Raw genomic sequence first — 17,773 nt, 5'->3', positions numbered from 1 at the left:
GCGGGGCGATGCGAGGCCGCGGGCGACGAGGGACTGTGCCATGCCCTCGGGCGAGAGGGCGCGGTCCTCGGTCTCCCACGGTGGCGGCGTGCGGGTCGGTAGGTGTCGCTTGGCCTTGTGGGTGGGCCAGGTCGGGCGGTTGCGTCGTGACCTCATGCGGTCTTCCTCTCGGTGTTGGGCGGTCGTCCTGCCTTGGGGGTGCGGTCGATCCCGCCGAACACTCCCCACGGCTCATGGGTGCTCTCGGCGGCCTCGTGGCACAGCTCGGCCAGGGGGCAGGCTCGGCAGGCGAGGGCGGCGGCACGGCGCGGCCCGGGGTCCTCGTGGGTCCACGCCTCCCCACCCCGGCAGGGCGTCGTCCCGTGCTCGGCCAGGGCGACGGCGAACGCCTCCCACTCGGCGGTTTCGGGCCTCAGCGACGGCCACGGGCGACTAGCCACGGGCACCCCTCCCGGCGTCGTCCCCGGGCGTCCCCGGGCCGAGTGCACTAGGTGTGTCCCTCCAGCGGTTCACGCGGGCCAGGACGACGAACGCTCGACAGCTCGTGCAGGTGAGCACGCGGCGTCGGGGTGTCTCGTGCTCGGTGATCCGTGGCGCGGTGCACGTCGGCTCGTGCTCGACGGTGCCCGAGGCGGGCGGGTGCGTGTCGGCCTCGGTCGTGCAGCCTGAGCACAGTCCGATGCGTCGGGACCGGACGGCCACGAGAGGCGACCCGCACGCTGGGCAGTCCTGCAGGCGGGCGGTCACGATGCCTGCCCCTCGCACTCGACGCACGCTGTCTTGCCGTAGGCGGTCCTCATGTCCGAGATGGGTTCGCCACAGCCGCAGACCGTGGGGGACGTGGAAACGGCCTCGACGGGACCGGACTCACCCCATCCCGCCCCGAGTGTGTCCCCACCGTGTCCCGAGTGTGTCCCGGACACGGTTGAGTGTGTGTGTCCCGTGTCCCGCTGTAAGGACACGGACACACTCACACTGTCTTGGGGCGGTTGAGTGTGTCCCGGCCCTGCGTAGAGGTCGGACAGCGGGTCCGCGCTCTGGGCGTAGGGCTTGACCAGGGCGTGCAGGTGTGCGTTACGGGGTCCGTCCGTGACCACGACGTGCCCCTCGTCCACGAGGACACGTAGCGCGGCCCGCTTGTGGTCGGCCTTCGCCTTCACCCGGTCGTCAATGCCACGGAAGGACAGCGGCTCCGGGGCGTCGGCGAGGGCCTGGGCGATGCGTTCCATGAGGGCGGTCGGGCGCCAGGTGCCGCCTTCCCGCTGGGTGTCCACGGGTGCCCGCAGCTCGACGGCCACCCCCTCGCCGGACGGCTCGACGTGCAGCTCGGCCACCTTCTGCCCCGGCCGGTAGTTGCCGTGCCGGTCCTTGGCACACACCAGCTTGGCCGCGCCGGCTGTGTCCCTGTCGAACGGCCGCACGGTCGTCTGCATGTACTGGGCACCGGAGATCGCGGCCCGCTTCCGCTGCGAACCGATGGGCCACAGTCCACCGTCGTCGGCCTTCACCACGTGGTCTAGGACCAGGACGGCCGGCCCGAGAGCGGCGAGGGCGGTCGGCAGCTTGCGGAACCAGCGTGCCGTGTCGTCGTCGTCGTTCGGCTTCGCACCCTCCGTGCCATGCTCTCGCCCGTGGAGTCGATGACGACCAGCGAGGGGCGGTGCCGGTCCAGCACGGCCCACAGACGTTCGGCCCCGAGCAGCCCGAGCGCTTCACCGGGGCGCACGTAGTGAAACCGTGCGGCGATGACGTCGGGCGCGGTGCCCATGTCGAGCAGCCGCGCCACGACTCCCACGGCGTCGTCCTCCAGGTCGATGTACACCACGTGTGGACCGGCGTTCATCTCCTGGGCGCACGCGGCGAGGGCGGTCCACGTCTTGCCCGAGCCGGACGAACCGGCTATGCCGTTGACCTTGCCGGCGTAGATCAGACATGCCCCGTCGTCCCTTGCGCCGATCGTGGGCGCGTGACGTTCGAGCGTGCCGTCGACCAGTCCGGCGATGACGGCGGCCAGGTCGACCGGCTCCCAGCTCGTGCCGGCGGTGCTGCCGTCGTCCGGCTCGGGGGCCACGTCGTCCCACGGCGACGGCTCCCCGAACGGGGGCAGCCCATCGGGCGGGAAGTAGTCCGCGGTCATGCCGACCACCCCCCATCCACGAGGGCCTGGGCCAGGTTGTCATCTGCGGCGGGGCAGTCGTCCTCGTGCAGGACCGCCCGGCGCAGCACCACGCCGGCACGGTTCGCCCGGCGACGCTCGGCCCGGCTCGGCAGCGTGGCGACCGCCCCGCACGGGCACGGCCTGCCGCTGTTGGTGATAGCCCGGCGCGCCAGACCTTCACGCACGGCCAGGGGCGCATCCTCGGGGACCTCCCAGCCCACGACGAGGGCGCGGGTGCCGTCCTGCAGCGTCTCGACGGTGTAGGACTGCCGTAGTTGCTTCACGCGGCGACCCCCCTCGACCTGGGGCGGCTCGCGGCCGGCGTACCGATGTCCTGGGCAGCGGCCCGCACCACGTCGGCGGCACGTGCGTGCAGCTCGGCGGCCTGGGCCTCGACCTCGGCCACCCGGCGGGCGTCCCGTAGCCCGTGGGCGTAGCCGTGGGCGTAGGCGGTGCACGCGGCGTCAGTCAGCTCGTGCCAGGTCGGACGGCTACTCATCCCGACCACCCCGCAGGGTGAGGGCCACCCGCTCGACCTCGTGCCGGGCGCAGACCGGGCCGATGCCTCGACGGACAGACGCCTCAGCGGTCAACGGGTGCCCGCAGACGCGACACGACGGGGTGTGCTCGGCCTCGGCGGACGGTAGACTGGGTGTCAGCTTGTCAGCGGTGGTAAGCATTCGGGATGGGGCCTCTAGGCGGGGGCCCCGTTCCTCTGTCTGGGGGTCGGTCACGCCTGACCACCCCCGGCGAGGATGGGACGGGCGAGGGCGTCCACGTCGTCGGCGTCCACGCGGATAGCTCGCGTGCCGATACGCACGGCGGGCAGCGACCCGTCAGCGATGCGACGGCGGATCGTGTAGGTACTCACTCCCAGCCGCTCGGCGGCCTGGGCGATGGTGAGGGGGGCGGTTCGTGTGGCGGTCGTGCTCACGGGCGAGGCTCCTTGACGGAACACGAGAGCCGAGCATGGGAGACACGTCTCTGTCAGTGTCTCGTCTGCTCGGCTCGCCTCGCGCTCACCGCCGGCCCGCCCGGCATCGCGCCGGATCGTGCGGCCATCCCCTCCGCCTGACGGTCTACCTACGGCATCGCGCCTCGGGCATCGCGCCCGGGTAGTGCCCTGCGTGGGAACGCATACTCAGCCCTCTATGGGCTAGCGGTTGACACTCTAGCCGATGCCCGCTCACTACGGCTAGCACCCGCCACCCCCGGGCGTGTCGTGCTACCCCTCGCGGCCGGTCATGCGCGACAGGGCGGCGGCGATCTGGGCATCCCGGCCGCGGGCGGCGTGCTGATAGCGCAGCGACGCGGCAGGCGTGGAATGGCCTACGCGGGCCATCAGCTCGGCCGACGTTGCACCCGCCTGGGCGGCCCACGTCGCCCCGGTGTGGCGCAGGTCGTGCAGGCGCAGGTCCGGCCGTCCCACGGCCTCGCGGGCGGGGATCCACGCGGCCTTGTAGAGGTTGCCGTGCGTCCACGGCTTGTCCGTGCCCGGGTGGTGCGGGAACAGCAGCGACCGGCCGGCGCGTCCCACGTGCTCGGCCAGGTGCTCGGCCAGCACGGGCACGAGGTGGGGCGGCAGGGCCACGTCCCGCGCTCCCGCGTCGCTCTTGGTCGGCCCGATGACGTCCTCCCGGCCGATGCGCACCAGGGCGCGGCGCACGTGCAGCACCCCGCGGTCTAGGTCCACGTCCTGCCGGCGCAGCACGGCGACCTCCCCGAACCTCAGTGAGCACCAGGCAGACAGCAGCACGAGGGCGGCGAGGCGGTCGGGCATGGCGCGTGCCAGGGCCTCGACCTCGGCCACGGTGGCGACCTCGATACCCCGGGCGCGACGTGTGGCACCCGCTCCCCGAACCGTGCACGGGTTCGCGCTCACCCCCGTTCGGCCGCGCTCGGCGGGCGAGGCGGTGGCGTCGTTGAACAGCGACCGCAGCAGCGCGTATGCGTGGGCGCGTTGGGTCGGCTTGCCGGGGTCCAGCTCGTCATACCAGGCGGCCACATCCTCGGGCGTGATCGTCCGCATGGGCACGTCTCCGAACGTGGGCAGTATGGCGCGCTCGAGCAGCCCGGCGTACAGCTCCAGCGTGCGAGGGCGCAACGGTGCCCCACGTACCCGACGACGGGCCAGCGCGCCGGGCGCGTAGTGGGCAAGGGTGATCCCCTCGCCCCTCGACGCCTGCCGGGCGGCGTGACGGGCCTTGGGCGGGGTCCAGTCCTCGCCCGTGGTGAGTAGCCGGCGCTCGGTCACCAGCCACGCCTCCGCGTCTAGGGACGCTTCGAACGTGTAGGGGGCGGTATGGCGGGCCAGGTCGGGGCCGACGTAGGACGCCTGCCAGCGGCCCGAGGGCAGCCGGCGCACGTGGCCGAAACCTCGACGGGTGCGGCGCTTCTGTCGTGCCACTTTGGCCTCCCGGCGTGCGTTTGGTGTGCTATCCGGGTGCACGTTCGTGACTACTTGCGCACCCTCGTGCAACTAGGGTAGCGTACCTAACAGCGCAGGTGAGGGGCCTAGATCGCAGGTCACGAACCTACAGCCCGACGGTAGGCGCACAGTTTCGAATCCTGCCGGGGGCGCAACACCACAAGGCCGCTGACCTGGCTCGACGGGTCGGCGGCCTTGCGCGTCGCCCCGGCGGGCGACGACGGACCGTACGGTGGCGGCGTGGACACCGCATACCCCTTCGTCGACGGCGCCGAGCTGCGCACGGACGCCACCTACGACAACCTCGACCCCGCGACCGGCCGTCCTCTGGGCCGTGTGGGCCGGGCCGGCGCGGACGAGGTCGACGCTGCCGCACGGGCCGCGGCGGCGGCCCAGCCCGGCTGGGCCCGCGCCACCCCGGAGCAGCGGGGGCGCGTGCTGACCCGGGTCGGTGACCTCGTCGACCGGGACCGGGAGGTGCTGGCCCGGCTGGAGTCGCAGGACACCGGCAAGCCGTTGTCGCAAGCACGCACGGACGCGACCGTGGCCGCGCGGTACTTCCGCTTCTACGGGCACGTGGTCGACGCCTACCACGGCAGCCAGATCCCGCTCGGGCCCGACGTGCACGCCTACACCGTGCGTGAGCCCTACGGCGTGGTCGGCAGCATCGTGGCCTGGAACTACCCGCTCCAGCTGGCGTCCCGCGCCGTGGCCGCCGCCACCGCGGTCGGCAACGCGGTGGTGCTCAAGCCGGCCGACGAGACCCCCCGCACGGCGCTCGCGCTGGCCCGGCTGTGCGCGGAGGCGGGGATGCCCCCGGGCGTGGTCGGGGTGGTGACCGGACTGGGGACCGAGGCGGGGGCCGCGCTCACCGCCCACCCGCTGGTGACCCACCTGGGGTTCGTGGGGTCCACCGACACCGGCCGGCTGGTGGCCCACGCCGCCGCGGAGCGGGTGGTGCCGACCGTGCTGGAGCTGGGCGGCAAGTCCGCCCACGTGGTGCTGGCCGACGCCGACCTGGACCGGGCCGCCGGGGTGATCACCCGGTCCCTCCTCCAGAACGCCGGGCAGACGTGCTCGGCCGGTTCGCGGCTCGTCGTCGACGAGCGCGTCCGGGCGGGCCTCGTGGACCGCCTCGTGGCCCGGTTCCGCGACACGACGCTAGGCCCCGGGATCGAGGACCCCGACCTGGGACCGCTCGTCTCGCCGAGGCAGCAGGAACGGGTGCGCGGGTATGTGGAGGGCGCGGGCTCGGGCGTCCTCCGCGTGGGCGGCGCACCGCCGCAGGAGGACCGGCTCGGCGCGGGGTCCTACTGGCTGCCGACCCTGCTCGACGGGGTCGACCCCTCCGACCCGGTCGCCCGGGAGGAGGTGTTCGGCCCGGTGCTCGTCACGCACGGCTTCACGGACGAGGACGAGGCCGTGGCGCTGGCCAACGGCACGGACTACGGGCTGCTCGCGGCGGTGTGGACGCGGGACGTGGGGCGTGCCCACCGGATGGCGTCGGTGCTCGAGGCGGGGCAGGTCTTCGTCAACGGCTACGGCGCCGGCGGCGGGGTGGAGCTGCCCTTCGGCGGGGTGGGCCGTTCCGGGTACGGCCGGGAGAAGGGGCTGGCGGCCCTGGACGCCCTCACGAGGGTCAAGACCGTCGTCGTGCGGCTGGACTGACCCGCTCCCCCGCACGGGGGAGGACGCACCGGTGCCCTCCCCCGGCTCCTCCGCCCACGGGTGGACCGCCGGTCCGACCCACGGCCGATGTGCCGGGCGGGGGCGGGTGCTTGACTGGGCCGCATGACGACCGCTGCGCCCGACCGCCCGGGCACGGGGATCACGATCCGGGGGCTGACCAAGACCTTCGGCGAGCTCCGTGCCGTCGACGACCTCACCTTCGACGTCCGGCCGGGGCGGGTCACCGGCTTCCTGGGCCCCAACGGCGCCGGCAAGACCACCACCCTGCGGATGCTGCTGGGGCTGGTCCGCCCGACGGCGGGCGAGGCGCTCATCGGCGGTCGCCACTACGTCGCCCTGCCCGAGCCGCTGACCACCGTGGGGGCGGCCCTGGAGGCGACCGGCTTCCACCCGGGCCGCTCGGGCCGGGACCACCTGCGCGCGCTGGCCGCCACCCACCGGATCCCCGACTCCCGCGCCGACGAGCTGCTCGAGCTGGTGGGCATCCCGGCCGCCGCCCGCAAGCGGGCGGGCGGCTACTCGATGGGCATGCGCCAGCGGCTGCAGCTGGCCGCCGCGCTCCTGGGCGACCCGCAGGTGCTGCTGCTCGACGAGCCGGCCAACGGGCTCGACCCCGAGGGGATCCGCTGGATGCGCGGCTTCCTGCGCCACCTGGCCAACGACCAGGGCAAGACGGTCCTCATCAGCTCCCACCTGCTGGCCGAGGTCGAGCAGACCGTCGAGGACGTCGTCATCATCGCCAACGGCCACCTCGTCCGGGAGGGAACCATGGACGCCCTGCACGGCGAGCCCGCGGCGCTGGTGCGCTCCCCCGAGCCGGCCCAGCTGGCCCGGGCGCTGGAGCGGGCCGGCCTCGCGGCGACCCTGCTCCCGGAGCAGGGTCCCGACGCCCTGCGGGTCTCCACCCCCGAGCTGGCCCGGGTCGGTGAGGTCGCGCTGGCGGCCGGTCGCCCGGTGCACGAGCTACGCGGGCTGCGCACGGACCTGGAGCGGCTCTTCCTCGACCTCACCGACGCCCCGGAGCACCGCAACCGCAACCTCGGGGTGCCGGTCGACGGGGCTGCTTCCCCCGCCGGCCCGACCACCGGGCCGGCACCGGACGACCCGGCGCGCGCACCGCATACCCCCGACCCGACGAACCCCGAGGAGGCCTCCCGGTGACCGGTCTCGTGCGCTCCGAGCTCATCAAGGCCTTCAGCACCCGGACGGCCTGGGCCATGCCGTTGGCGATGTTCCTCGTCACGGCCGCGTTCACCGCGATCGGGGCGTTCTTCCTCGTCTACGCGGAGCTGCCGGTCGGGGACACCACGATCCGGGCCCGCGAGACGATGGACGAGACGGTCCTCGTGCGGATGGTCTACACCGGGGCGGTGCAGATGGGCTACCTGCTCACGCTGGTGCTGGGCATCCTGACGATGGGCGCGGAGTACCGCCACCGCACCCTGACCGCGACCCTCCAGGCCGTACCCCGACGGGGGCGGATGATCCTCGCCAAGGTGCTGGGCCTGGTGGTCGTGGTGCTCGTCAACGGGCTGGCCCACCTCGCCGGTGCCCTCCTGGCCGGCGGCGCGGTGCTGCTCTCCGCGGACCTCTCCCTGGCCCCGGACCCCGGCGACCTCATCGCGACCATGCTGCGGCTGCTGCTGGTCCTCGTGCTCTGGGGTCTCATCGGCTTCGGCCTCGGGGTCCTGATCCCCAACCAGGTCGTCGCGCTGTTCGTCGGGGTCGCCGTGGCCTTCATCGTCGAACCGTTGCTGGGCTTCGGCATCACCTTCTGGGACGCGGTGGCCGACGCGGCCCGCTTCTTCCCCAGCCAGCTGACCATGAGCACCCTCAACATCTTCGACGGCGCCGACGCGGCGACGACCCAGGCGCTGGGCGGCGCCGAGAACCCGCTGGCGTGGTGGGTGGCCGGCCTCGTGCTCCTGGCCTACGCGGGCGTGATGACGCTCCTGGGGTGGGTCCTCACCTCCCGGCGCGACGTGGGGTGAGCCCCTCCGGGGCGCGGGAGGGCACGGCACCCCGGAGGGCGTCACCGGGGGTGCACGGGCTAGGCTGTACGACGACGTGCACTGTTTCGCACACGCGTTGCACCCCCGGATGTGAGAAGAGGCGCAAACCCCGTGGCCAACCCCCCGAGCAGCGACACCACCCTCGCCGACTTCGGAGCCAACGAGTGGCTCGTCGAGGAGAAGCGCGAGCAGTTCGACCAGGATCCAGGGTCCGTCGACCCGGCCTGGCGCCGATACTTCGAGGGGACTGACGACCGGCGCAACGGTGCGGCCGACACCGCGGCGAAGGGGTCCGACGACGGCGGTGCCGCCGACACCGCACGCCCCGCACCCTCCTCGACCGGTGCGGGTGCGCCGGCACCGGGCGCGGGGCAGGCGAAGGTGGGCAAGGCACCGCCCCGCACGTCCTCCACGGACACCGACGCGGCGCCCCAGGGCGGGGACACGAAGGGCGGCGACGGGGAGAGGAACGAGCCGAAGGACGCGAAGGGCGGGGACACGAAGGGCGGGGACACGAAGGCCGCGCCCAAGGACTCGCAGGGCACCTCCGGGAAGAAGGCGGAGGACACGAAGGCCGCGCCCAAGGACGCGCAGGGCACCTCCGGGAAGAAGGCCGGGGACACGAAGGCCGCGCCCGAGGGGGCGAAGGACGACTCCGGGTCCAAGGACACCGGCGAGAAGGGTCAGACGCCCCGCGGGACCGCGGGGACGAGGGCGGCGGAGAAGTCCGTCGGCACCCCCTCCCGGTCGGGCGGCTCCGAGCCGCGCGTGTCGCGCGACGCCCCCGCCCCGACGAAGAAGGGGCCCCAGAGCGACGTGACGATGACCCCGCTGCGGGGAGCCGTCGCCCGCGTGGTCACCAACATGGAGAGCTCGCTGGAGGTGCCCACCGCTACCAGCGCGCGCAACCTGCCGGCCAAGCTGCTCATCGACAACCGCATCGTCATCAACAACCACCTGGCCCGCTCCCGCGGCGGCAAGGTCTCCTTCACCCACCTCATCGGCTACGCCATGGTCAAGGCGCTCAAGGCGATGCCGGAGATGAACAACGGCTTCGCCACCCAGGACGGCAAGCCCGTGCTGCTCGAGCCGGCCCACATCAACCTGGGCCTGGCCATCGACGTCCCCAAGCCGGACGGCAGCCGCCAGCTCCTCGTGCCCAACATCAAGAGCGCCGAGGAGATGACCTTCTACGAGTTCTGGACGGCCTACGAGCGGATCGTGCGCAAGGCGCGGGACAACAAGCTGACGGTCGCGGACTTCCAGGGCACCACGATCAGCCTGACCAACCCCGGCGGCATCGGCACGCTGCACTCGGTGCCGCGGCTGATGAAGGGTCAGGGCGCCATCATCGGCGTCGGCTCCCTGGACTACCCGGCCGAGTGGCAGGGCGCCGCCCCCGAGCGGATCGCGACCAACGCGGTCAGCAAGATCCTCACCCTGACCTCGACCTACGACCACCGCATCATCCAGGGTGCGCAGTCGGGGGAGTTCCTCAAGATCATGCACCAGCTGCTGCTGGGCGAGGAGGACTTCTTCGACGAGATCTTCACCTCCCTGCGCATCCCCTACGAGCCGATCCGGTGGGCCCCGGACATCGCCGCGACCCACGACGACGACATCTCCAAGGCCAGCCGCATCCAGGAGCTCATCCACGCCTACCGCGTCCGCGGCCACCTCATGGCGGACACGGATCCCCTGGAGTACGTCCAGCGCCGCCACCCGGACCTGACGATCGAGAACCACGGCCTGACGCTGTGGGACCTGGACCGCGACGTGCCCACAGGCGGCTTCGGCGGCAAGCCGCGGCTGACGCTGCGCAAGATCCTCGGCATCCTGCGAGACTCCTACTGCCGCACCGTCGGCGTGGAGTACATGCACATCCAGGACCCCGAGGAGCGGGACTGGTTCCAGGAGAAGCTCGAGGTGCCGTTCCGCAAGCCAGCACCCGCCGAGCAGCTGCGGATCCTGCGTCGCCTCAACGCGGCGGAGGCCTTCGAGACCTTCCTGCAGACCAAGTTCGTCGGGCAGAAGCGCTTCAGCCTCGAGGGTGGCGAGGCCGTCATCGCCCTCATGGACAAGGTGCTCAGCCGCGCCGCCCAGGACGGGCTGGCCGAGGTGACGATGGGTATGCCGCACCGCGGCCGGCTCAACGTGCTCGCCAACCTCGCGGGCAAGTCCTACGGTCAGATCTTCCGCGAGTTCGAGGGCAAGTCGGCCCCCGGGTCGGTCCAGGGCTCCGGCGACGTCAAGTACCACCTCGGGACCGAGGGTGAGTTCCACGACGAGCAGGGCAACTCCACCCGGGTCTACCTCGCCGCCAACCCCTCCCACCTGGAGGCCGTCAACCCCGTGCTCGAGGGGATCACCCGGGCCAAGCAGGACCGCCTCGAGCTGGAGACCGGCACCGAGGACTACGGGGTCCTGCCGGTCCTGCTCCACGGCGACGCGGCCTTCGCGGGCCAGGGCGTGGTCCTGGAGACCCTGCAGATGTCGCAGCTGCCCGGCTACCGCACCGGCGGCACCATCCACGTGGTCATCAACAACCAGGTCGGCTTCACCACCGCGCCGCACCACTCCCGTTCAGCGGTCTACTGCACCGACGTCGCGCGGACCGTGCAGGCCCCGATCTTCCACGTCAACGGCGACGACCCCGAGGCCGTCGTGCGGGTGGCCGAGCTGGCCTACGAGTACCGCCAGAAGTTCCACAAGGACGTGGCCATCGACATGGTCTGCTACCGGCGGCGCGGACACAACGAGGGCGACGACCCCTCGATGACCCAGCCGCTGATGTACGACCTCATCGAGGCCAAGCGCTCGGTCCGCAAGCTCTACACCGAGTCCCTCATCGGTCGTGGCGACATCAGCGTCGAGGACGCCGAGGAGGCGCTGCGCGACTACCAGAAGCAGCTGGAGCAGGTCTTCGTGGAGACCCGCGCGGCGCTGAAGGGCGAGGGTGACGGCACCCGCGGCCTGGAGCGCCCGCAGGCCCAGGACGAGGGCGACATGGCCACCCGGCAGCGGCCGACCGCCATCAGCGAGGAGATGCTGCGGACCATCGGCGAGGCGTTCGCCGACGTGCCCGAGGGATTCACCGTCCACCCCAAGCTGGCCAAGCTGCTCACCACCCGGCGGGACATGGTCCGCGAGGGCGGCATCGACTGGGGCATGGGCGAGCTGATCGCCTTCGGCTCCCTCGTCATGGAGGGGACGCCGGTCCGTCTCTCCGGCCAGGACTCCCGCCGCGGGACCTTCGTCCAGCGGCACGCGGTGCTCACGGACAACGAGACGGCGGCCAGCTGGACCCCGCTGCACCACCTGTCCGAGGACCAGGCCAGCTTCGAGGTCTACGACTCGCTGCTCTCGGAGTACGCGGTGATGGGCTTCGAGTACGGCTACTCGGTCGAGCGGACGAACGCGCTGGTGCTCTGGGAGGCCCAGTTCGGCGACTTCGCCAACGGCGCCCAGACGATCGTGGACGAGTTCATCTCCTCCTCCGAGCAGAAGTGGGACCAGCGCTCCAGCGTCGTGCTACTGCTCCCCCACGGCTACGAGGGACAGGGGCCGGACCACTCCTCCGCGCGCATCGAGCGCTACCTGCAGATGTGCGCCGAGGACAACATGGTGGTGGCCTACCCCTCCAGCCCGGCGTCGTACTTCCACCTGCTGCGGGCCCACGCGACGGCGCGTCCGCGCAAGCCGCTCATCGTCTTCACCCCCAAGGCGATGCTGCGGCTCAAGGCAGCGGCGAGCAGCCCGGAGGAGTTTACGCACGGCACCTTCGAGCCGGTGCTCGCCGACGCGGCCGACCTCGACCGCGAGGCGGCGACCGGGTGCTCATCGCCTCCAGCAAGCTCGTGCACGACCTGGAGGACGAGCGCACCAAGCGGGAGGACACGCGCACCGCGATCCTGCGGATGGAGCAGCTCTACCCCCTCCCCGGAGCGCAGCTGGCGAGCCTCACCGCGACGTACCCCAACGCCGAGCTGGTGTGGGTGCAGAACGAGCCGAAGAACCAGGGAGCCTGGCCGTTCATGGCGCTCAACCTGTCCGAGGCCCTCACCCACCACGGTGAGGAGCGGCCCATCCGGGTCGCCGCCCGGCCCGCGTCGGCCTCGCCGTCCACCGGGTCGGCCAAGGTGCACGCTGTCGAGCAGGCCACCCTGCACGAGGAGGCCTTCGGCCGCCGCTGACGGACGGGGCCGGCCACGGCCCGCGCGAGGGGTCCTCCCACCCGGGAGGGCCCCTCGCGCACGTCCGGGTGCCGCCCGCCCCGGGGTGGGCGGGCCGCGGCGGCCGGCGCCACGGCATACGGAAGAATGGTGCCCATGACCGCCGACGCAGCCGGACCGACGCTTCCCCCCGGACACACCGCCTACCCCCCCGGCCCCGAGGACGTGGACGACCTCGTGCGCCTCCTGCGCCGTCACGAGCGCGAGGGGCGCGGCTGGCCGGGGGCGGACAGCCAGGCCGTCGCGGCCGAGGTCGCGGGTCGGGGCGCGGACACGCACCTGCACGAGGTCGTGCGCGACGACGGCGGGACGGTCCGAGCGTGGATCAACTGCCACGACCGGGCTGCGGGCCGGGTGCTGGTGGGCGTGACCGTCGACCCCGACCTGCCCGACGAGGCGGCCGATCCGCTGGCCAGGTTCGCCTTCGGCCGGGTGGAGGAGCTCGGGCAGGAGGTGCTGCAGCGTCGGGGGCTGCAGCAGACCCAGCTCGACTCGGGGGCGTTCGCCGACGACCCGCGCCAGCAGCGCTGGCTCACGGAGGCGGGCTACGAGCACGTGCGCGACTGGTGGCAGATGAGCCGCCCCGTGGATCCGGGGTCCGACCTGCAGCAGCCCGGACCGCGGGAGGGCGTGGAGATCCGGCGGGTGCGGCGCGACGACGGGGTCGGGATGCCGCAGGAGGAGGACCTGCGGGCGGTGCACCTCGTGCTGGAGCACTCCTTCGCCGACCACTTCAACTCCTACCGGGAGACCTTCGAGGAGTTCGTCTCGCGCCTGCGCGAGGACCCGGGACACCGGTGGGACCACTGGTGGCTGGCCACCGTGGACGGGAAACCGGCCGGGGCGCTCGTCGCCACGACCGTCGTCGGCGGGGTCGGTCCGGACGGCACCGCCCGGCCGGACTCCTCCTACGTCGAGTACATCGGGGTGCACCGCCGCGCGCGGGGACGGGGGGTGGCCAAGGGGCTGCTCCGGGCCGTCGTGGCCGACGCCGCCGCCCGCCGACGCAGCTCCGTCGGGCTGGAGGTCGACGCCGACTCCCCCACCCGCGCGGACGGCCTGTACCTGTCGATGGGGTGGCGCACGCGCTACTCCACCCAGTCCTGGCACCGCACCCTGTCGCTGCCGGGATCGGCGGCGGCGGCGGGATAGCCTGCGAGGGTGTACTTCACCGACCGCGGGATCGAGGAGCTGGCCCAGCGCCGGGGCGCGGAGGACGTGACCCTCGGCTGGCTGGCCGAGCAGCTGCGCACGTTCGTGGACCTGCACCCCGAGTTCGAGGTGCCGGTGGACCGCCTGGCCACCTGGCTGGCCCGCGAGGACGACGACGAGTGAGACGAGAGGCGACGACGTGACGAGCCAGGGACGACCGGGCCCGACCGACATCGAGTACACCCCCAGCGCGGAGTTCTCCGTGCACGAGGGGCCGCGGGACATCGGCCTGTGCTTCGTCGGCGACGGGTTCGTGGCGGGTTACGGGGACCCCAAGGCCCTGGGCTGGGTCAGCCGCGTGGTCGGTCGCACGCCCGCCCAGGAGGTCGCCCTGACCTCCTACAACCTGGGGGTACGCGGCAGCAGCTCGGCCGACGTCATGGCCCGGTGGCGGGCCGAGTGCCCTCCGCGCTGGGAGGGCCGCTCCGAGCGCCGGCTGGTCGTGGGCGTGGGGGCCGAGGACGTCGAGCAGGGGGTCACCACCGCCCGGTCCCGGCTCAACCTGGCCAACGTGCTCGACGAGGCCAGCTCGACCGGTATCGGCACCTTCGTCGTCGGGCCGACTCCCACGCTGGACGCCGAGGTCAACGCCCGGCTCCAGGTGCTCGCGGAGGCGCAGGCCGACGTGTGCCACCGCCGCGGGGTCCCGTTCGTCGACTGCTTCACCCCCCTGCAGGGCCACGACCAGTGGCAGTCCGACCTGGCGGCCGGCGATACCGTGCACCCGGGGCAGGCCGGCTACGGCCTCGTCGCCTGGCTCGTGCTCAACGGGGGCTGGTACCGCTGGCTCCAGCTGGAGGACTGAGCCGCTCGACCCAGGCGCGCGCCTCCGCGTAGGACTGCTCGTCGGCGTGCTCGGGCACCTGTGCCGGGCGCCGGTCGGCCCGCGGGTAGGACCCCATGAAGTGCACCTCGCGACAGGTCCGGCGCAGACCGACCAGCGCCTCGCGCAGCCGGGCCTCGCTCACGTGGGCGTCCGCGTCGATCCAGAAGCAGTACTCCCCGAGCCCCTCCCCCGTGGGGCGCGACTCGAGCCGGCTGAGGTCGATGCCCCGCACGGCGAACTGCTCCAGCAGCTCCAGCAGGGCTCCGGGCCGGTTCATCCAGATGAGGGCCACCAGCGTGGTCCGGTCGCTGCCCGTCGGAGCGGGCACGTCCACGCCCGCCCGCAGGACGACGAACCGGGTGACGGCGCCGTCCCGGTCGGCGATGTGCTCGGCCACCGGCACCAGGCCGTAGGCGGCCGCGGCGCCGGGTGCCGCGACGGCTGCGTCGTAACCGCCCTCGGAGACGGCCTGGGCGGCGCGCGCGGTCGAGGTCTCGGGGACCAGGGCCGCGTCGGGCAGGTTGCGGGCGAGCCAGTCCCTCGTCTGGGCCATCGCGTGCGGGTGGGTGGCGACCGTCCCGACCTGGGCCAGCGTGGTTCCGGGGCGGACCAGCAGGGAGAACTGGACCTCGACGTGGACCTCGGCGACGATGTGCACCCCGTCCGCGCCCGCGTCCTGCAGCGCCTGGAGGGTGGCCGGGACGGACCCCTCGACGGAGTTCTCGAAGGGCACGACCGCCGCGTCCACCTCGCCGTGCCGCAGGGCCTCGATCGCCACCGGGACCGTGGGAGCCGGCCAGGCCTGCCCGGCTCCCCGGGGGTCCCACTGGCGCACGGCCTGCTCGGTGAACGTGCCGGCCGGGCCGAGATAGGCGATCTTCACACCGGAACGATATCGCCGGTGGCCTCCCGCCTCAGTAGGCGCCGTGCTCGTCGGGCCTGAGCACGACCTGGACGGTGCGCCACAGGATCATCAGGTCCAGCACCGGGGTCCAGTTCTCGACGTAGTAGAGGTCGAGGCGGACCGACTCCTGCCAGGAGAGGTTGCTGCGCCCGCTGATCTGCCACAGGCCGGTCATGCCCGGCTTGACGAGCAACCGGCGGCGGGCGTCCAGGGCGTAGGTGGCGACCTCCCGCGGCAGCGGCGGGCGCGGCCCGACCAGGCTCATGTCGCCGCGCAGCACGTTGATCAGCTGGGGCAGCTCGTCCAGGGAGTGGCGCCGGATGAAGGCTCCCACCCGCGTCACCCGCGGGTCCTCGGGCACCTTGAACATCGGCCCGGCCCCCTGGTCCACCGCCCGCAGCGTGGGCAGCATCTCCTCGGCCGCCACCACCATGCTGCGGAACTTCAGCATCGCGAACGTGCGTCCGTCACGGCCCACCCGCTCCTGCCGGAAGAGCACCGGACCGCCGTCCTCGCCCCGCACCGCCAGCGCCACCAGGCCCATCACCGGAGCCATGACCACCAGCACCGCCACCGCCGCCATCCGGTCCACCACGTTCTTGGCCACCAGCTGCGGACCGGCGAACCGCGGCGACTCCACGTGGATCAGCGGCAGGCCCTGAACCGGACGGGTCAGCACCCGCGGCCCGGCCACGTCCATGATCCCCGGCGCGACGACCAGGTCGATGTCGGTCCCCTCCAACGCCCACCCCAGCCGGCGCAACCCCTCCTGGCCCAGCCCCGCGGAGGAGGACACCGCCACCACGTCCACGTCCATCTCCAGCGCCTTGACCAGCACGTCGGACTCCGGCCCCAGGACCGGGACCCCGGCGACCCGGCCCTCGCTGGCACCGTCCACGCAGGCCCCCAGCACCTGGTAGCCCGCGTCCGGCGCCCGCCCCAGCGCCACCACCAGGCTGGCCACGTGGTCCCGGTCCCCCACGAGCAGCACCCGGTCCGAGAGCGCACCCTCCCGACGCCGGCGCACCAGCCATCGGCGCGCACTCCAGCGGGCCACCAGCAGCAGCACCGTCCCCAGCGGGAAGGCCAGCACGACATACCCCCGGGCGAAGTCCGCCTTCAGCGCCAGCGCGACGATCGCCACGATCGCGAACAGCCAGGTCGAGGCCTGGAAGACCTGCTTGTACTCCTGCACGCCGTGCCCCACCAGGCGCCCGTCGTAGGAGTTCTGCAGGTGCAGCGAGACCATCCACCCGGCCATCAGCGCCAGCGAGACGGTCGTGTAGCTCACCGCCCCGAGCGCGCTCTGCAGCTCGCGCCCGTCTGTCCCGAACCGGAACAGCTGCGCCGCCACGACGGCCACTGCCACCACGAGCAGGTCGGCCATCCGCACCACCGACAGGTAACCCGTCAGGTACCTGCGGGCCTGGGGCAGCCCCCTCCGTCGCCCGCCCTGCAGTCCGTCGGGCACGACGAAGAGCGGCGTCGGGGCGGACCCGACGCCGAGACCGTCGCGAGCCCCCTGCGGCTCACGCGGGATCTCCACCGAAGAAGTCAAGCGATTCCCATCTACCCGGCCGGGCGCCAGGCGGTCACCCAACCGCCGGGCACTTTACCCGTTCTTTACCAAGGGTAGTTAACCAGCCGGTAGCCACCCCGTCCACCCCTGCGGGGGGTCCGGACGAACCCTGGGGGGTATGGCGCCCGCCACCCTCGGCGGTCCCGCTCAGCCGCGGCGGGGGGCCAGGGCGCGGAAGAGGTGCGGCACCGCCGCCGTGACCTGCTCCTGCATCGTCACGTAGACCTCGTCGGCCCGGCGGTAGGGGTCGACGACGTCGTGGTCCTCCGGCCGTCCGGGGCGGCGACGGCCACGGTGCCGGGTGGCCACGTCGGCGAGCTCGCGCAGCCGGGCGGCCGGGTCGGCCGAGGACGGCAGGTCCTCGTCGGGCAGGCCCTCGACGATCGCCGCGAGCTCGCGCACGGTGAACACCCGCTTCATCGCCCGGGGGGTCGTCCGGACCACGGCCGCCCGGTGGTCGCGGGTCGCGGTGAGGACGAGGTCGGCCGTCTCGACCATCGGGGCCGCCAGCCGGCGGGCCGAGAAACCGTCGGAGCTGCCGCCCAGGCCACGGAGCACCGCGGCCGCGCGCTCGTCCATCGGGTGGTCGACCAGCGCGCCGGTGCCCGCCGACGCGACCTCGAAGTGGCCGGGCCCCCAGCGCTGGTCCAGCCCCTGCTGCAGCAGCCGCTCGACCAGCGGCGACCGGCACACGTTGCCCGTGCACACGACGAGGATGCGGCCCGTTGCCATG

Annotated in this window: 17 protein-coding genes and 1 pseudogene; 7 read left to right on the top strand and 11 right to left on the bottom strand. The window is 73.1% G+C overall.

The features are described 5' to 3' along the window. Nucleotides 1-152: 152 nt before the first annotated feature. The 8 genes from ACQ95T_RS03700 to ACQ95T_RS03665 form a co-directional block, all read right to left on the bottom strand. Nucleotides 153-440 (bottom strand): WhiB family transcriptional regulator, encoded by a 288-nt coding sequence (locus tag ACQ95T_RS03700; protein WP_425939477.1) that lies wholly within the window; start codon nucleotides 438-440, stop codon nucleotides 153-155. Nucleotides 441-743: 303 nt separating this feature from the next. After that, complete coding sequence (locus ACQ95T_RS03695) at nucleotides 744-1,511, bottom strand: hypothetical protein (RefSeq protein WP_431473544.1); 768 nt, start codon at nucleotides 1,509-1,511, stop codon at nucleotides 744-746. Between the two features lie 5 nt (nucleotides 1,512-1,516). Beyond that, the gene (locus ACQ95T_RS03690; RefSeq protein WP_431473543.1) at nucleotides 1,517-2,137 is read right to left on the bottom strand and encodes an AAA family ATPase; all 621 of its coding nucleotides are present in this window, start codon (nucleotides 2,135-2,137) and stop codon (nucleotides 1,517-1,519) included. Further along, entirely contained in the window at nucleotides 2,134-2,442 is a 309-nt protein-coding gene (locus ACQ95T_RS03685) for a hypothetical protein (protein WP_425939475.1), read from the bottom strand. Before ACQ95T_RS03685 ends, ACQ95T_RS03690 begins: the two co-directional genes overlap by 4 nt. Further along, complete coding sequence (locus ACQ95T_RS03680) at nucleotides 2,439-2,657, bottom strand: hypothetical protein (RefSeq protein ID WP_425939473.1); 219 nt, start codon at nucleotides 2,655-2,657, stop codon at nucleotides 2,439-2,441. The genes ACQ95T_RS03685 and ACQ95T_RS03680 overlap by 4 nt, the downstream gene beginning before the upstream one ends. Next, a complete protein-coding gene (locus ACQ95T_RS03675) occupies nucleotides 2,650-2,838 on the bottom strand; it encodes a DUF6011 domain-containing protein (RefSeq protein ID WP_425939471.1) in 189 nt (62 codons plus the stop codon). The genes ACQ95T_RS03680 and ACQ95T_RS03675 overlap by 8 nt, the downstream gene beginning before the upstream one ends. Nucleotides 2,839-2,888: 50 nt before the next feature. Next, a complete protein-coding gene (locus ACQ95T_RS03670; protein ID WP_425939469.1) occupies nucleotides 2,889-3,092 on the bottom strand; it encodes a helix-turn-helix transcriptional regulator in 204 nt (67 codons plus the stop codon). A 291-nt stretch (nucleotides 3,093-3,383) separates the two neighbouring features. Beyond that, on the bottom strand, nucleotides 3,384-4,565 hold the full coding sequence (locus tag ACQ95T_RS03665) for a tyrosine-type recombinase/integrase (protein ID WP_425939467.1): 1,182 nt from the start codon (nucleotides 4,563-4,565) through the stop codon (nucleotides 3,384-3,386). A 261-nt stretch (nucleotides 4,566-4,826) separates the two neighbouring features. Between ACQ95T_RS03665 and ACQ95T_RS03660 the strand changes: the two genes are divergently transcribed. The 7 genes and pseudogenes from ACQ95T_RS03660 (at nucleotide 4,827) to ACQ95T_RS03630 (ending at nucleotide 14,536) form a co-directional block, all read left to right on the top strand. Beyond that, entirely contained in the window at nucleotides 4,827-6,254 is a 1,428-nt protein-coding gene (locus ACQ95T_RS03660) for an aldehyde dehydrogenase family protein (RefSeq protein ID WP_425939465.1), read from the top strand. Between the two features lie 123 nt (nucleotides 6,255-6,377). Then, nucleotides 6,378-7,436, top strand: a complete 1,059-nt coding sequence (locus tag ACQ95T_RS03655; RefSeq protein ID WP_425939463.1) for an ABC transporter ATP-binding protein — start codon at nucleotides 6,378-6,380, stop codon at nucleotides 7,434-7,436. Next, entirely contained in the window at nucleotides 7,433-8,266 is an 834-nt protein-coding gene (locus tag ACQ95T_RS03650; RefSeq protein WP_425939461.1) for an ABC transporter permease, read from the top strand. The genes ACQ95T_RS03655 and ACQ95T_RS03650 overlap by 4 nt, the downstream gene beginning before the upstream one ends. Nucleotides 8,267-8,398: 132 nt before the next feature. Next, a pseudogene (locus ACQ95T_RS03645) lies at nucleotides 8,399-12,480 on the top strand (multifunctional oxoglutarate decarboxylase/oxoglutarate dehydrogenase thiamine pyrophosphate-binding subunit/dihydrolipoyllysine-residue succinyltransferase subunit). A 135-nt stretch (nucleotides 12,481-12,615) separates the two neighbouring features. Further along, a complete protein-coding gene (locus tag ACQ95T_RS03640) occupies nucleotides 12,616-13,671 on the top strand; it encodes a GNAT family N-acetyltransferase (protein ID WP_425939457.1) in 1,056 nt (351 codons plus the stop codon). Between the two features lie 9 nt (nucleotides 13,672-13,680). Further along, nucleotides 13,681-13,854: a DUF6104 family protein gene (locus ACQ95T_RS03635; RefSeq protein ID WP_425939455.1), complete on the top strand. Its 174-nt coding sequence runs from the start codon at nucleotides 13,681-13,683 to the stop codon at nucleotides 13,852-13,854. A 16-nt stretch (nucleotides 13,855-13,870) separates the two neighbouring features. Then, on the top strand, nucleotides 13,871-14,536 hold the full coding sequence (locus ACQ95T_RS03630) for a GDSL-type esterase/lipase family protein (RefSeq protein WP_425939454.1): 666 nt from the start codon (nucleotides 13,871-13,873) through the stop codon (nucleotides 14,534-14,536). Here the strand turns inward: ACQ95T_RS03630 and pheA are convergent. The 3 genes from pheA to ACQ95T_RS03615 form a co-directional block, all read right to left on the bottom strand. Then, nucleotides 14,496-15,440, bottom strand: a complete 945-nt coding sequence (gene pheA, locus ACQ95T_RS03625) for a prephenate dehydratase (protein ID WP_425939452.1) — start codon at nucleotides 15,438-15,440, stop codon at nucleotides 14,496-14,498. The two genes, ACQ95T_RS03630 and pheA, sit on opposite strands and share 41 nt — an antisense overlap. A gap of 31 nt (nucleotides 15,441-15,471) precedes the next feature. Next, entirely contained in the window at nucleotides 15,472-17,007 is a 1,536-nt protein-coding gene (locus ACQ95T_RS03620) for a sugar transferase (protein ID WP_425939451.1), read from the bottom strand. Nucleotides 17,008-17,187: 180 nt separating this feature from the next. Continuing rightward, nucleotides 17,188-17,772: a low molecular weight phosphatase family protein gene (locus tag ACQ95T_RS03615; protein ID WP_425939449.1), complete on the bottom strand. Its 585-nt coding sequence runs from the start codon at nucleotides 17,770-17,772 to the stop codon at nucleotides 17,188-17,190. Nucleotide 17,773: the final 1 nt, after the last annotated feature.

The organism is Ornithinimicrobium carbonis (assembly GCF_050703245.1).
Classification (GTDB): domain Bacteria; phylum Actinomycetota; class Actinomycetes; order Actinomycetales; family Dermatophilaceae; genus Ornithinicoccus.
This window is presented reverse-complemented; position numbering and strand designations above follow the sequence as displayed.